Here is a 12,619-nt window from a genome sequence, read left to right on the forward strand (position 1 = left end):
TCAGGCCACGCTGCGAGGGGCGTCAGAGGCCAAACGACAGGCCCATGTCCCAGAAACTGACTTCAAGCCGCGTGGCAGTGCTGAAGCGCTGACAGAGGCGACCCCAGCCGGGTGTTGTCTCGGCCCCTGCGCCCAGTCGCCGCGCCACGGCGCCGTCAAAGAGCACGCCAGCATCGCGGCAGACCTGTTGATAGGCGTCGCCAGCGTAGGTGTTGATCCAACCGGCGTAACGGTGATCCTCCGCCACCGGCCCCAGCCGCGCCCCAATCTCGCCATAACCCATGACGCAGGGGGCAAGCGCCGCCAGCAGGTCGAGGAAGTTGCCGGAATGCCCCGCATCGAGCACGTAACGCGTATAGGCGAGGTTGGCGGGATGTTCCTCGGCATTGTAGAGGTCTGCTTCGCTCAGCCCCGCTTCGGCGCAGGTTTTGACATGGAGGCTGAGTTCGTGATTGACCAGCGCGTCGACGGTGGCGGCACAGGAGCGCATCTCCTCCAGCGCATCGGCCTTGGTCACGGCCAGGGCCCAAGCACGGGCGAAATGGATAAGAAACACATAGTCCTGCACAAGATAGCCCAGAAACGCCTTGCGCGGTAGCGTGCCATCGCGCAGCCCCTCGACAAAGGGATGATGCGTGTAATCCTGCCAAACCGTCCCCGCCGCATCGCGCAAGCGGGGAAAGGTCACTCCGTAATCATGGGTCATTCCGCGTTCAGGTCCATGGCAAGGCCCGAAACGGGCGTTGCGTTCTCGATCATCCCGGTGTCGAGCAGGAACTGTTCAAAGCGCTTGTAGCGGGCGTGATCCAGGGCTGCGGGACGGGTGGCAAAGCGCGGAAAGGTGTCAACCCAGGCTTTTTCGTTCAACTCATCCTGCAATTCGGGCGAGGTGCCTGCGAAAATTTCCCAGCTCTCTTGCGGGTGATTCATGATGTACTGCGTCGCACGCTCGGTGGCATGCAGGAAGCGGCGGATCATGTCGGTATTCATCGTGTCGGGATTGGCAACATAGATCAGCTCGTCATAGGCCGGCACGCCTTCTTCCTCGATATAGAAACACCGCCCCGGAACACCTTCGATTTCCATCTGGTTAAGCTCGAAATTACGATAGGCCCCAATCACCGCATCGACCTGACCCGACATGAGCGAGGGCGAGAGAGACCAGTTGACGCTCACCAGTTCGATATCGCTCAGGCTATGACCGTGTTGGCCAAGAATGGTCGAAAGCAGCACCTCTTCGACGCCTGCCACCGAAAACCCGATCTTACGCCCCTTGAGGTCAGCGGTAGATTTGATTGGGCCATCTGCGAGCACCAAGAGGCAGTTGAGCGGCGTAGCAACGAGCGTGCCCACGCGTCGCAGCGGAAGGCCGTTCTCGATCTGCATGTGCAATTGTGGCTGATACGAGATCGCTAGATCAGCCTGACCGGCGGCCACCATCTTGGGCGGATCGGACGGATCGGCGGGTGCGATGACCTCGACCTCAAGTCCGGCCTCTTGAAAATAGCCCAACTCCTCGGCCACGATGATCGGGCCATGGTCTGGGTTTATGAACCAGTCGAGGATCAGGGTCATCTTGTCCTGTGCCATGGCTGGGCTGGCCATGAGGGCAAAAATCAGGGTGAGGTGTTTCATGCGTTAGTCTCCTGTTGAACGTCGCCAAGGGCGATCAAGGCTATCTCTCCGTGCCAATGACATCGAAGTCGGCTCGCGGCCTGCCACGACCGCAGGCCGGAACGACAGGCCAGCACGGCGCGCGCGCCTTGCGGGCGGGTGTCGGGGTGATCAAAATCGCCAACGCTGTGGCGGATGGCGTTTGGTAAGGCGGGGCCGCTCTCGGTCTCGGCGCGCAGGTCGACCAACCAATCGGCGGACGTGATCTGACCGGGCGCGATAAAGCGGAAGCCATCCCCTGGCTCGGGCGCTCCATCAAAGCGGAAACCGCCAAAGCGATGACCGACCGCCTCGAAAGTGACGAGCTGACCCATTGGAACAGGCTCTATTCCGGCCAGAATCGCCAATGCCATCTGCGCCTGAAGGCTGCCGATCACTCCCACGGATGGCCCCAAAACGCCATCAGCATCACAACTTCCTAGCCGGTCTGGCAAATCGGGGAAGAGCGCGCGCAAAGACGGCGCCCCCCCGCAAAACCCGCCCACGTAGCCTGAGGTGCCAACGATAGAGGCGCTGATCAGCGGCGTGCCCTGCGAGAAGCAAACATCCGACAGCATGTAGCTTGCTGCGAAACTATCGGCGCAATCAAGAACCAGATCAGCGGCGGCGACGTGATCGGGGGCATTCAACGGATCAAGTGGCTCCAACACGGCGAAAATCTCTATTTCGGGATTGAGCGCGGTCATATGCGCGGCGGCGACCTGTGCCTTGGGCTGGCCAATATCCTCCATCCGAAACAGCGTCTGGCGGTGGAGGTTTGTCAGGGACACACGGTCGCCATCCATGAGCGTGATCCGCCCAACGCCCGCGCCCACCAGATATTGCAGCACGGGTGCAGCCAACCCGCCCGCGCCGACCACCAAGACATTCGACGCCGCAAGCCGGTTTTGGCCTGCCTGCCCGAATTCGGACAGGGCGACTTGGCGGGCGTAGCGGTTCACCCTGTCACCTCGATCCATTGCCGCACCCGTGCCTCGGGGTCGGGATTAAGTGTGATATCCGTTACCGCAGAGACGATATCCGCCCCGGCCGCATAGGCACCGCCCGCTCGCTCCACCGACATGCCGCCAATAGCGACGAGGGGAATGTCGCCGGTCAAGCGCTTCCACTCCGTCAGCTTGTCCAGCCCTTGTTCGTGCCACTTCATCTTTTTCAAGATGGTCGGATAGACCGGGCCAAGCGCCACGTAATCGGGCGCATGCGTGAGGGCTCGGTCAAGTTCTGCATGGTCATGGGTGCTGAGCCCCAGTTTGAGACCGGCGCGGCGTAGGGCGGCGATGTCGGCAGTATCGAGATCCTCTTGCCCAAGATGCACCCATTCGCAGCCTGCATCAATCGCCGCTTGCCAGTGGTCGTTGACCACGAGAGTCGCCCCGTGGGCGCGGCATAGGCTCTGTGCCTGCACAACTTGATCCAGCAGAGCCTCGCCGGTGAGGTCTTTGATGCGCAATTGCACGAGCGTCACACCAAGCGGAAGCAGGCGGCGCAGCCAGTCCGTATGATCGAAAATCGGATAAAAACGCGGCAGCGACATCAGGTGAACGCCCTCCCGAACACAGGGGTAGAGGGGGCGGCCATATCGCGCGGCTCCATCGGGTCGGCCTCATAGGCCAAGCGGCCGGCCTCGAGTGCGCGTGCGAAACCTTCGGCCATTGCCGCCGGGTCGCCCGCTTTGGCCACCGCGGTATTGAGCAGAACGGCGTCATAGCCCAGTTCCATTGCGTGTGCAGCTTGTGAGGGCAGGCCCAAACCGGCGTCGATGACCAACGGCAGATCAGGGAAATGCGCCCGCAAGCTGCGCAAACCATAGATATTGTTGAGGCCAAGGCCCGTGCCGATGGGCGCGCCCCAGGGCATCAGCACCCGGCACCCGGCCTCGACCAGCCGTTCACAGAGCACCAGATCCTCGGTGCAATAGGGAAACACCTGAAATCCGTCATCGGTCAGGATGCGTGCGGCCTCGACCAGACCGAAAGGGTCCGGTTGAAGCGTGTCGGCATGGCCGATCACCTCAAGCTTGATCCAGTTGGTATCGAACAGTTCACGCGCCATCTGGGCCGTTGTCACGGCCTCGCGCACCGAATGGCAGCCGGCGGTATTGGGCAGGACATGCACCCCTAGGTCGGCGATCATGTCCCAGAACGCCTGCCCGGCCCGCTCGCCTCCGGCCTCACGGCGCACCGACACAGTGGCGATGCCTGCGCCAGAGCGGTGAAAGGCCTCGGCAAGGATCGCGGGCGATGGATATTGCGCCGTGCCGAGCATCAGCCGCGAGCTGACCTCAGTCTCATAGAAAACAGGCATGTCAGCCCCCTTGCCGTGGTGCGACAATTTCGATCCTGTCGCCCTCATTCAGTCTCTGTTCTGGCCTTATTGTGGCGGGAACGAAACTTTCGTTCACTGCTGTCGCCACCTTGGCCCCGCCATACCCCAACTCGACCAGCAGCGCGTCGAGCGTTGCCGCGGTACTGTCGCGCGGGGTGCCGTTAACCGTGATCTTCATGGGACAAAAACTCCAGTGTTTCGTTGTTGCCTGTGACCAGACCGGCCACCATCCGCGCCACCACAGGTGACAAGAGAAAGCCGTGACGGAAGAGACCGTTGGCATGGATCGTGTCGTTTTTTTGAATGATCCGCGGCAGATTGTCGGGAAAGGCCGGGCGTGCGTCGGCACCGATCTCCAACACCTCCGCCTCGCCAAAGGCCGGGTGCAGGGCATAGGCCGCGGACAGCAGTTCCATAACGGACCGGGCAGAGGCACGCCCGCGTTCCGCACTCTCGATCTGTGTTGCGCCCAGCATGAACACCCCATCGCCGCGCGGCACGATATAGAGCGGAAATCGCGGGTGTAGCAGGCGAACAGGCCTGGATAGGGTCACATCCCGACTGTGCAAGACGACCATCTCGCCTTTGACGCCGCGCAGATTGGGCAGGCTATCCTGTGCTGCAAGACCGCGACAGTCGATGACCGACCCCGTGGGGGTGGCATCGCTCTGCTCGAACTCTGCGCCGGCCTCATGCAACCGCGTGCGCAGGTGCATGAGAGCACCGCGCGGGTTGATGTGCGCCTCGTTAGGAAAGAAAAGCGCACGGTCATGGCGATCCGCCAGATGTGGCTCTAATTCAGCCAAATCAGAGCCTGAAACCATCCGATGCCCTCGGGTGCGGCGCGCGAATTGGTCGAGTTCGCGGCGGTCGCGGTCCAAGGTCACGACAAGCGATCCGCGCCGTATCACCTCGACACCCTGCGCCGCCCACCAGTCTGCAGCCTCTTGACCCAAACGCACCACCGGTTCTTCCGCGGAAAAGCCTTCGCAAAATGGGGCAAGCATGCCGCCCGCCCACCAAGAGCAGGCATGCGCGCCAGGTTCCGGTGCCGGATCACGCAGAGTAACGGAAATTCCACGCGCCACGAGTACGGTGGCCACGCAGAGGCCAACAATGCCCGCGCCCCGTATGGTGATCGCCTCGGTCATGTCCAGACCTCGTGGAAATGATGGACCGGGCCATGCCCTTGACCGATCTCCAGCGTATCGGCGGCAAGGATCGCGTGATGCAACCAGCCATGGGCGGCGGATACAGCTTTTGGCAAGGTTAGTCCCTTTGCAAGCTGTGCCGCGATGGCCGATGATAGCGTACAGCCGGTGCCATGGGTGTTTCGCGTGCTTATGCGCGGGGCGTCCAGGCGGATCACCTCATCAGCGATCAGCCAATCGGTGCAGGTCTCGCCCTGTGCGTGCCCGCCTTTCATCAAGACTGCCTTGGCTCCCATTTGACGTAAAAGCGCGCCCTGCGCCTGCATCTCGGCATCGTCCTGCGCCTCTGCCATGCCCAAAAGCGCTGCCGCCTCCGGCAAATTCGGGGTGAGGAGATCAGCACGCGGCACGAGATGCGCGATGAGCGCGGCACGCGCTGCGTCCGGCAAGAGGCGCGCGCCGGATTTCGCCACCATCACAGGATCAAGGACTATTGGGCCACGATACTCCGCCAGCGCCTCTGCCACGGTCTCGATCAAACTGGCATCGCCCAGCATGCCGATCTTGATGCAATCGACCCTAATATCGCCCAAAACTGCCAAGATCTGCGCCGCAACGATCGCATTCGGAATGGCATGCACATCGGTCACGGCACAGGTGTTTTGCGCGGTGACGGCTGTGATAACGCTTGCACCATAGACGTTAAGCGCCGAAAAAGTCTTGAGATCAGCCTGAATACCCGCACCACCGCCGCTGTCGGAGCCTGCGATCGTCAAAGCTGTGGCAACCATCTGCCGTTCCTCTCATTCTGCGGGGAAACGGACGGGGGGCGCGCTGGGCGTGCTAAGGTCCGTTCCCTACGCCGGCATCACCCGGATCAGGTTCGATGGGTTGGCTTTACACCTCTCAGCCCTGCACACGGGCACCCCAACGGATATGCACGATTGCTAACAGCCGATTCCATGCGCTGCAAGAGGAGAATGCGAGACAGGAAATGTCGCAAACAGCCGACAAACCGCCGTCAGAACGCGCCACGTTGAGACATGCCCTCTTGCAGAAAGTTGCTCCGATGCCCGTTGTCTCCAACCGTCTTCAATTCGACCGTGTCGCAAAATTTGCGCTCGACCCCACCCTTGAAGTTCCGCAGGAAGTGCTGGAACGAATGGCCCTTTTGCTGGTCGATACGCTCGGCGTTGCGGCGGGTGCGGCGACGCTGGAAGTGGGGCGCATCGCGCGCGAGTTCGCGGTCGAGTTTCATGCCGCAGGGAGTGACAAACACAGCGCAATTTTGCTCTTCGACGGGCGACGTTGCGCCATGCCTGGTGCCGCCTGGGCGCTGGCCACGCAGATCGACAATCTCGATGGGCATGACGGCTATAACCCGACCAAGGGGCATATTGGCTGCGCGCTGGTGCCGGCACTATTTGCCTATGCGGGGCAGCATCCGCAGTTGACCGGACGACAGGCGCTGATCGCGCTTGCCATGGGCTATGAGGTGGCGGCGCGGGCGGGGGTTGCGCTTCATGCAACGGCTGCGGATTACCACACCTCGGGCGCGTGGAACGCGCTGGGTGTTGCAGCTCTTGGGGCGCATTTGCGCGGGCAACCGTCGGATATTCTGCGCGAGGCGATGGGAATCGCAGAATATCACGGGCCACGCAGCCAGATGATGCGCGAAATTGCCAATCCCACAATGTTGCACGACGGGTCTGGCATGGGTGCTCTTGTGGGAATTTCGTCTCTGCTATTGGCAGAACGCGGGTTTACCGGCGCGCCCGCGATTACAATCGAGGGGGAAGAGGTTGCGCATATTTGGGAAGATTTGGGACAGGATTGGACGATCCTGCGCAATTACATCAAGCCCTATCCAATTTGCCGCTGGGCGCATGGCGCACTGGAAGGAGTGCGCGTGCTGATGGTCGAACAGGGCCTGCGGGCCACCGAGATTGAACGACTGGAGGTAGCGACCTTTGCGCAATCGGCGGCCCTTTTCCCCGGACTGCCCAAAACGACGAGCGAGGCGCAGTATTCGCTGGGCTTCGCACTGGCCACGCTGCTGGTGCATGGAAGAATCGGACCAGAGCATATCACTGATGCGGGATTGAATGATCCGGAGGTCGCCCGTCTGCACGCCCGCATCACGGTACGCGAAGAGCCCCGCCATTCTGCCCGCTTTCCCGCCGGGCGGTGGTCGGATGTGACGGCGATCCTGCAAGATGGGCGACGACTGACATCGGGTGATGTCAACGCGCGCGGCGGTCCAGAGGCCCCGATGCCCGATGCGGATGTGCGCGCCAAGCTGGGTGCGATGGCCGGGCATGTGCTGTCAGAGGGGCGTATTGCGGCGCTCTGGGATATGAAACAGAGACTGTTTCAGCCTGATATGCCTTTCTCGGAAATGGCTGATCTGGTTGTGCCCGCCCCAGACAGATAAAGAAAAAAGCCCCGCCAAGAAGGCGGGGCAGGTCAATGGTGCCCGAGAAAGTCAGGACTTGGGCACCGGCGGTGTCTGGGTAATCAGTTGGGGCGTTCTTCCATTTCTGAGCGGATCTGCTGGCGCAACACGTCGATCGGCACCACTTTGCCTTCGCGCTTGAAGCACCAATAGGTCCAGCCGTTGCAGGAAGGTGCGCCTTCGAGATGCGCGCCGATCTGGTGGATCGAGCCGTTTACGCCATCGGCTACCAGCGTCCCATCGGCACGGACCTTGGCCGCCTTGCCGTTGACCGAGGTAAGAACTTCACCGGGGCGCAACATACCGCGTTCGATCAGCTGACCAAAGGGCACGCGCGGCTCTGCCCGTTTCGAGGTCGAGACCTGAAGCGCGTCGCGGTCAAATTTGCGGATGTTTGCCAGCCGTTTCTCTGCGACCACACGATAGGCCGCCTCGCGCTCGATCCCGATGTAATCGCGGCCCAGCATCTTGGCCACGGCGCCGGTCGTGCCGGTGCCAAAGAACGGGTCGAGGATCACGTCTCCGGGGTTGGTCGAACCGACCAGAACGCGGTGCAACAGGCTCTCGGGTTTTTGCGTCGGATGGGCCTTGTCGCCCTTGTCATCCTTGAGCCGCTCATGTCCGGTGCACAACGGCAGCACCCAGTCTGAGCGCATCTGCACCCCGTCGTTGAGCGATTTCAGCGCTTCGTAATTGAAGGTATACTTCGCACCCTCGGATTTTGACGCCCAGATCATCGTTTCATGGGCGTTTGTCAGGCGTTTGCCGCGAAAATTCGGCATAGGGTTGGATTTGCGCCAAATCACATCGTTCAGGATCCAATACCCTGCGTCCTGCAACGCCGCCCCAACCCGAAAGATGTTGTGATAAGATCCGATGACCCAGATCGCGCCATTCGGCTTAAGCAGTCGGCGCGCCGCCTTGAGCCAGTCTTGGGTGAATTTGTCATAGGCGGCGAAGCTGGCGAATTGGTCCCAGGCGTCATCGACCGCATCCACCTGGCTGTTGTCGGGGCGGTGCAGATCGCCCTTGAGCTGGAGGTTGTAGGGAGGATCGGCAAAGATCAGATCAACGCTTGCCTCTGGCAAGCTGTTCATCACCTCGATGCAATCCCCGGCGATAATCGTGTTAAGAGGGAGCGCAGGCGCGCTCTTGGCCTTGGTCATTGTCGTCATCTTCTGCCTCTATCCCGGCGCTTGTGCGCTCTGGTCGTTGGAGACCAAGATGAGTCAAACCCGAATCGCCGTCAAATTCTTTTTTGAATCAGTGGCTTAGTTATTTTCTTGATACAAGATGTTGTGGACCGGTTTGAACGAACGTCTATGATGTGGGGTCACACCAAGATTTAGCAGCGCCTCTTTGTGGCTTTTCGACGGGTATCCGGCGTTCCGTTCCCAGCCATAGCCGGGGAACTGTTGCGCCAAATCCCACATGATCCGGTCGCGCCTGATTTTTGCCACAATTGAGGCCGCCGCAATCGAGAGAGAGACCGCATCGCCGCGCACGATCGCACGGGCAGGAAGGGTCAGGCCGCGCGGGATCAGATTGCCGTCGATCAAGACAAGATCGGGCGCAGGGTCGAGGGCTGCGATTGCCCGCTCCATCGCCAGATGCGCGGCGCGCAGGATATTGATCTCGTCGATCTCTGCGACGCTGGCATGGGCCACGCTGACTTGGGCAGAGGTATGGATCGCCTCACAGAGCGCGGTACGTCGCGCGGCGCTCAGTTTCTTTGAGTCGTTCAGGCCTTCGGGGACATTCGCAGGATCAAGGATCACGGCGGCGGCAGTGACCGGCCCGGCCAAAGGCCCACGCCCAACTTCATCCACCCCGGCGATACGGAGATACCCCTCGGACAGGGCGGCGCGCTCATGGGTGAAATCGGGGCCAAGCATGGCTTCTCGTCGCATGATCCGCGGGTAAATGCAAAGGGAGGGGCGCGCCCCTCCCTCTGTTTGCCTGCTTGGTGGGTTCAGTAATATCCGTATTGGTTCAAACAGTGATCGCGGTAGATCACTTGATGTTGCCCACCCACGCGAACGGCGCAGGCCGACGGCAACGCGCGGTAAGAGCCGTAGCGGTGGCTCAGGCAGCGGCCAGAATATCCCGCGCGGTTGCCCGCATAGACCCGGCATGCCCCCGGCAGGTTGACACGCTGCGCCCGCCCGTAATTTCTGTCATAGCGCCCGTGATCATTGTCATGGCCGCGATGACCATGGCCTCTGTCATAGCGCCGATGATCGTCGTCGTAGTCCCGATCATCGTAGTCGCGGTATCTGCGATCATCCCGATACACGCCGTTGTTGTTTTGCTTGTTGTTGCTGGCAATTGCCGCGCCGACGATGGCCCCAAGGGCAAGCCCGACGGCGAGGTTGCGATTGTCGCTCCGGTCGCGGGCGAGAGCGGGGGTTGCGGTGGCCGTGGTCAGCGCAAGCGCTCCGATCACAAGGGCTGAGGTGAGTTTTCTTAACATGGCATGATCCTTTCCGAGGCGCAGGACTCAGTTGCGATGGTTGTCGCGGTGATAGGGCAGGTGGTTGCCATAACCCCGCTGATAGACCGGTCGGCCCTGATGAGGGCGGCCATAGCCGCGCTGCGGCTCGTAATAGCGGTTCTGGCTATAATGGTGGCGATTGTGGCCGGGGTTGTAGCCGTGTTTGTGATGCCGTTTGGGGGCATAATACGGCTGCTTATAACCATGACCCCGCGTGGCGTAATCGTTGCGGCGATCACGATCGCGGTTGCGGTCATCGGAAATCGCGGCGCCAACAATGGCCAGTGCGGCGACACCCGCGATAATGGCGGCGGTTTCGCCCCGGTTCTGTGCCTGGACCGGCGCGGCAGCAAGGCTGCTCACGGTCAGGGCCGCGCCGATGATGAGAACGATGAACTTGCGATGCATGGTCATTCCTTTCAGGGTACTGAGGGTCATTTCTCTGCGTTGGCCCACATGACCAGACGCTGTGATCCAAGGGTGGGCTCAGTCCCCCAGGACAGGCAATAACGCCCCGATGTTATCAGATAGCAGGCTGTTTTCTGGTCACTCTGTCGCACAAGTTATTGAATAGCCGTGGGGCTTGGCGCATCTTGGCCGCATGGAACAGATCACACGCCCCCTCATCCTTGCCTTCGGCCTTGTCCTTGCCGCGACCACGGCGCAGGCGGCTTGCCAGGTGGAATACAAGGCCAAGCGCGATAAACCGCTTGAGCTTTATTACGACGTGACCGTCGTGAACGCGCCCTGCGCCTCGGCAGAGGCGGCGCTCCGGGCGCAATTGGCACAGCAGGGACTGACCCTGCTCAAGGTGTTATCGAAGAAGGAAAACTAAGGTGACCAGCAGAGGCGTGCGCGGATGCGCGGGATAACCACCACCGCCGCCGATGCGCGCCGGTCCGGCAACCGGGTGGTGATCGCCGGGGTGGGGGCCATCGTTGCGATTCTGACCAGTGCAGCCGTGTTTCTTTTCCTCAGTCTGCCAGATGCCAATGCATTCAACGCCAAGGTCGAGCGGATCTTTGTCGAGAATGACGCGCTGACCGGTCAGGGCGAAATCAAGTTGTTGGAAATTCTGGCGCTCTCGGGCACAGCATTCTCGGAAACACTGGTCAGCTATCGGATGGTAATTTTTGTGCTGCTGGTTTTTGCCACCGCGCTTCTTGTGGCGTCGCTGGTCTTTCTGGTGATGCTGATCACCCTCAACCGCCGCATGGCCCAGATCGAACGGTCGGGGATTCAGGTCAGTTCCCTGCTGATCAGCCGCGAGGAAAAGACGGTCTATCTGAACGATATGGGCTTCAAGCTGACCGATGCCGCCATGGAAACCCTCAGTGTCCTGGCCGAGGCACGATTGGACGATGACGTGATGACCGGGGCCGAGATCGAAGCGGTGATTTCCGGGCGCAAGCCCGAGGATTGCGAAGAGGCAGCAGGTGCCACGCGCATCAAGCGGCTACGTGATACCCTTGGCAATCAGTTGGTGAGTGAGCTTTTGGTCAAGAACATCGCGCGCAGGGGCTATATGCTGGCCATCGACAAGGATGTGATCCGGGTGATCTGAGGCGTTCAAACGCCCAAAGCCGCCACCAACCGCGACCAGTCATGCGCCCAGCCGTCATCGCTACGGTCGCTGAGACGGATCATCCAAAGTTCCATTTCCTGTTCTGGAAGCGTCTGATCGAGCGGCACAAGACGCCCCTCGTCCAGATCTCGGTGCACCATCCCCTCGGGCAACCATGCCACTCCGATTCCCCGGCGCGCATATTCATGCGCCGCGAGCGTCAGCGCGGTTTCTGCACGACGTCGCAAAATGCGGTGTGCGGGAATACGTGGCAGAATCGCGCGCGCCATGATCTGCCCCAGAAACACATCTGCCGGATATCCGATGAACGGCAGGTCATTGCCTTGCGCCAAACGGGGGGCCGCCACCGGTCTCAGCCGCTCGCGCCCCAGCAAAATCTGCTCAAAGCTGCGGTTGAGCGTGAGTGGTGCAATCTCGGGCACGGCGTATACCACGGCCAAATCCGCCTCGCCGGACAAGAGGCGCAAAAGACATTCCTCGCGGTTATCCGAGCGCACCCGCACCGGCCGCCCGCCCTGTGCTGTCAAGATACTGACAATCGCGGGGGAATGGGTGGTGGTGATGGCATGCTGACATGCGAGTGTCAGCCCCCGCGTCCCGGTGCGCTGTATCAGGCTTTCTCGCAAGTGGCGCAATTGCGTGGCCAGCGCGCGCATCTCGCCTGACTGCACCTCGATGTCGGGCAGGAGAACGACGGGTTTGCGTCTTCGGTCAAAGAGCGGCACTCCAAGCGCCTCCTCAATGGCACGCAGCCGACGGGTAAAGGCGGATTGACTGACATGCCGTATCTCGGCAGCGCGGGCGAGTGATCCGGCATCGGCCACCGCCAGAATATCATCCAGCCACTCCAATCTCATATTGCAATCCTTGCACTTTACGGGGCGATAATAGCATTAGACGCCGCCTATGTCCCGTCTTACCATACAGAAAACGCA

At 61.1% G+C, this 12,619-nt stretch carries 16 protein-coding genes and 1 riboswitch; of the genes, 3 read left to right on the forward strand and 13 right to left on the reverse strand.

Annotated features, from left to right (window positions below):
* Nucleotides 1-22: 22 nt before the first annotated feature.
* Genes tenA through thiD form a run of 8 tightly spaced genes read right to left on the reverse strand, consistent with a single transcriptional unit; the run spans nt 23 to nt 5,941 of the window.
* Complete coding sequence (gene tenA, locus ROSMUC_RS19475) at nt 23-706, reverse strand: thiaminase II (RefSeq protein ID WP_037276461.1); 684 nt, start codon at nt 704-706, stop codon at nt 23-25.
* Nucleotides 703-1,635, reverse strand: coding sequence for an ABC transporter substrate-binding protein (locus tag ROSMUC_RS19480; RefSeq protein WP_037276462.1), 933 nt, complete (start codon nt 1,633-1,635; stop codon nt 703-705). Before ROSMUC_RS19480 ends, tenA begins: the two co-directional genes overlap by 4 nt.
* On the reverse strand, nt 1,632-2,615 hold the full coding sequence (locus ROSMUC_RS19485; RefSeq protein WP_037276464.1) for a HesA/MoeB/ThiF family protein: 984 nt from the start codon (nt 2,613-2,615) through the stop codon (nt 1,632-1,634). The genes ROSMUC_RS19480 and ROSMUC_RS19485 overlap by 4 nt, the downstream gene beginning before the upstream one ends.
* A complete protein-coding gene (locus ROSMUC_RS19490) occupies nt 2,612-3,208 on the reverse strand; it encodes a thiamine phosphate synthase (RefSeq protein WP_037276465.1) in 597 nt (198 codons plus the stop codon). The genes ROSMUC_RS19485 and ROSMUC_RS19490 overlap by 4 nt, the downstream gene beginning before the upstream one ends.
* Entirely contained in the window at nt 3,208-3,978 is a 771-nt protein-coding gene (locus ROSMUC_RS19495) for a thiazole synthase (protein ID WP_037276466.1), read from the reverse strand. Before ROSMUC_RS19495 ends, ROSMUC_RS19490 begins: the two co-directional genes overlap by 1 nt.
* 1 nt (nt 3,979) lies before the next feature.
* Nucleotides 3,980-4,177 (reverse strand): sulfur carrier protein ThiS, encoded by a 198-nt coding sequence (gene thiS / locus ROSMUC_RS19500; RefSeq protein ID WP_037276468.1) that lies wholly within the window; start codon nt 4,175-4,177, stop codon nt 3,980-3,982.
* On the reverse strand, nt 4,161-5,150 hold the full coding sequence (locus tag ROSMUC_RS19505; protein WP_037276469.1) for an FAD-dependent oxidoreductase: 990 nt from the start codon (nt 5,148-5,150) through the stop codon (nt 4,161-4,163). Before ROSMUC_RS19505 ends, thiS begins: the two co-directional genes overlap by 17 nt.
* Complete coding sequence (gene thiD / locus ROSMUC_RS19510; RefSeq protein WP_037276472.1) at nt 5,147-5,941, reverse strand: bifunctional hydroxymethylpyrimidine kinase/phosphomethylpyrimidine kinase; 795 nt, start codon at nt 5,939-5,941, stop codon at nt 5,147-5,149. The genes ROSMUC_RS19505 and thiD overlap by 4 nt, the downstream gene beginning before the upstream one ends.
* A gap of 46 nt (nt 5,942-5,987) precedes the next feature.
* Nucleotides 5,988-6,090: riboswitch (TPP riboswitch) on the reverse strand.
* Nucleotides 6,091-6,219: 129 nt separating this feature from the next.
* On the opposite strand from thiD, the gene ROSMUC_RS19515 reads away from it, so the two are divergent.
* Nucleotides 6,220-7,584, forward strand: coding sequence for an MmgE/PrpD family protein (locus ROSMUC_RS19515; RefSeq protein WP_037276475.1), 1,365 nt, complete (start codon nt 6,220-6,222; stop codon nt 7,582-7,584).
* An 83-nt stretch (nt 7,585-7,667) separates the two neighbouring features.
* Here ROSMUC_RS19515 and ROSMUC_RS19520 read toward each other — a convergent pair whose 3' ends face one another.
* From ROSMUC_RS19520 to ROSMUC_RS19535, 4 genes are all read right to left on the reverse strand, one after another.
* A complete protein-coding gene (locus tag ROSMUC_RS19520; RefSeq protein ID WP_037276478.1) occupies nt 7,668-8,780 on the reverse strand; it encodes a site-specific DNA-methyltransferase in 1,113 nt (370 codons plus the stop codon).
* A 96-nt stretch (nt 8,781-8,876) separates the two neighbouring features.
* Entirely contained in the window at nt 8,877-9,500 is a 624-nt protein-coding gene (locus ROSMUC_RS19525; RefSeq protein WP_037276479.1) for a ribonuclease HII, read from the reverse strand.
* A gap of 77 nt (nt 9,501-9,577) precedes the next feature.
* Nucleotides 9,578-10,078, reverse strand: coding sequence for a hypothetical protein (locus ROSMUC_RS19530; RefSeq protein ID WP_037276481.1), 501 nt, complete (start codon nt 10,076-10,078; stop codon nt 9,578-9,580).
* Nucleotides 10,079-10,105: 27 nt separating this feature from the next.
* Complete coding sequence (locus tag ROSMUC_RS19535; RefSeq protein WP_245875246.1) at nt 10,106-10,537, reverse strand: hypothetical protein; 432 nt, start codon at nt 10,535-10,537, stop codon at nt 10,106-10,108.
* Between the two features lie 163 nt (nt 10,538-10,700).
* Between ROSMUC_RS19535 and ROSMUC_RS19540 the strand changes: the two genes are divergently transcribed.
* Nucleotides 10,701-10,934 carry a hypothetical protein gene (locus tag ROSMUC_RS19540; protein ID WP_037276485.1) on the forward strand — a complete coding sequence of 78 codons (234 nt, stop codon included), beginning with the start codon at nt 10,701-10,703 and terminating at the stop codon, nt 10,932-10,934.
* Between the two features lie 24 nt (nt 10,935-10,958).
* The gene (locus ROSMUC_RS19545; protein ID WP_037276487.1) at nt 10,959-11,663 is read left to right on the forward strand and encodes a winged helix-turn-helix domain-containing protein; all 705 of its coding nucleotides are present in this window, start codon (nt 10,959-10,961) and stop codon (nt 11,661-11,663) included.
* Nucleotides 11,664-11,668: 5 nt separating this feature from the next.
* Here ROSMUC_RS19545 and ROSMUC_RS19550 read toward each other — a convergent pair whose 3' ends face one another.
* Entirely contained in the window at nt 11,669-12,541 is an 873-nt protein-coding gene (locus ROSMUC_RS19550; protein WP_037276488.1) for a LysR family transcriptional regulator, read from the reverse strand.
* Nucleotides 12,542-12,619: the final 78 nt, after the last annotated feature.

Origin of the sequence: Roseovarius mucosus DSM 17069, from assembly GCF_000768555.3 — a bacterium.
Taxonomy (GTDB): Bacteria; Pseudomonadota; Alphaproteobacteria; order Rhodobacterales; family Rhodobacteraceae; genus Roseovarius; species Roseovarius mucosus.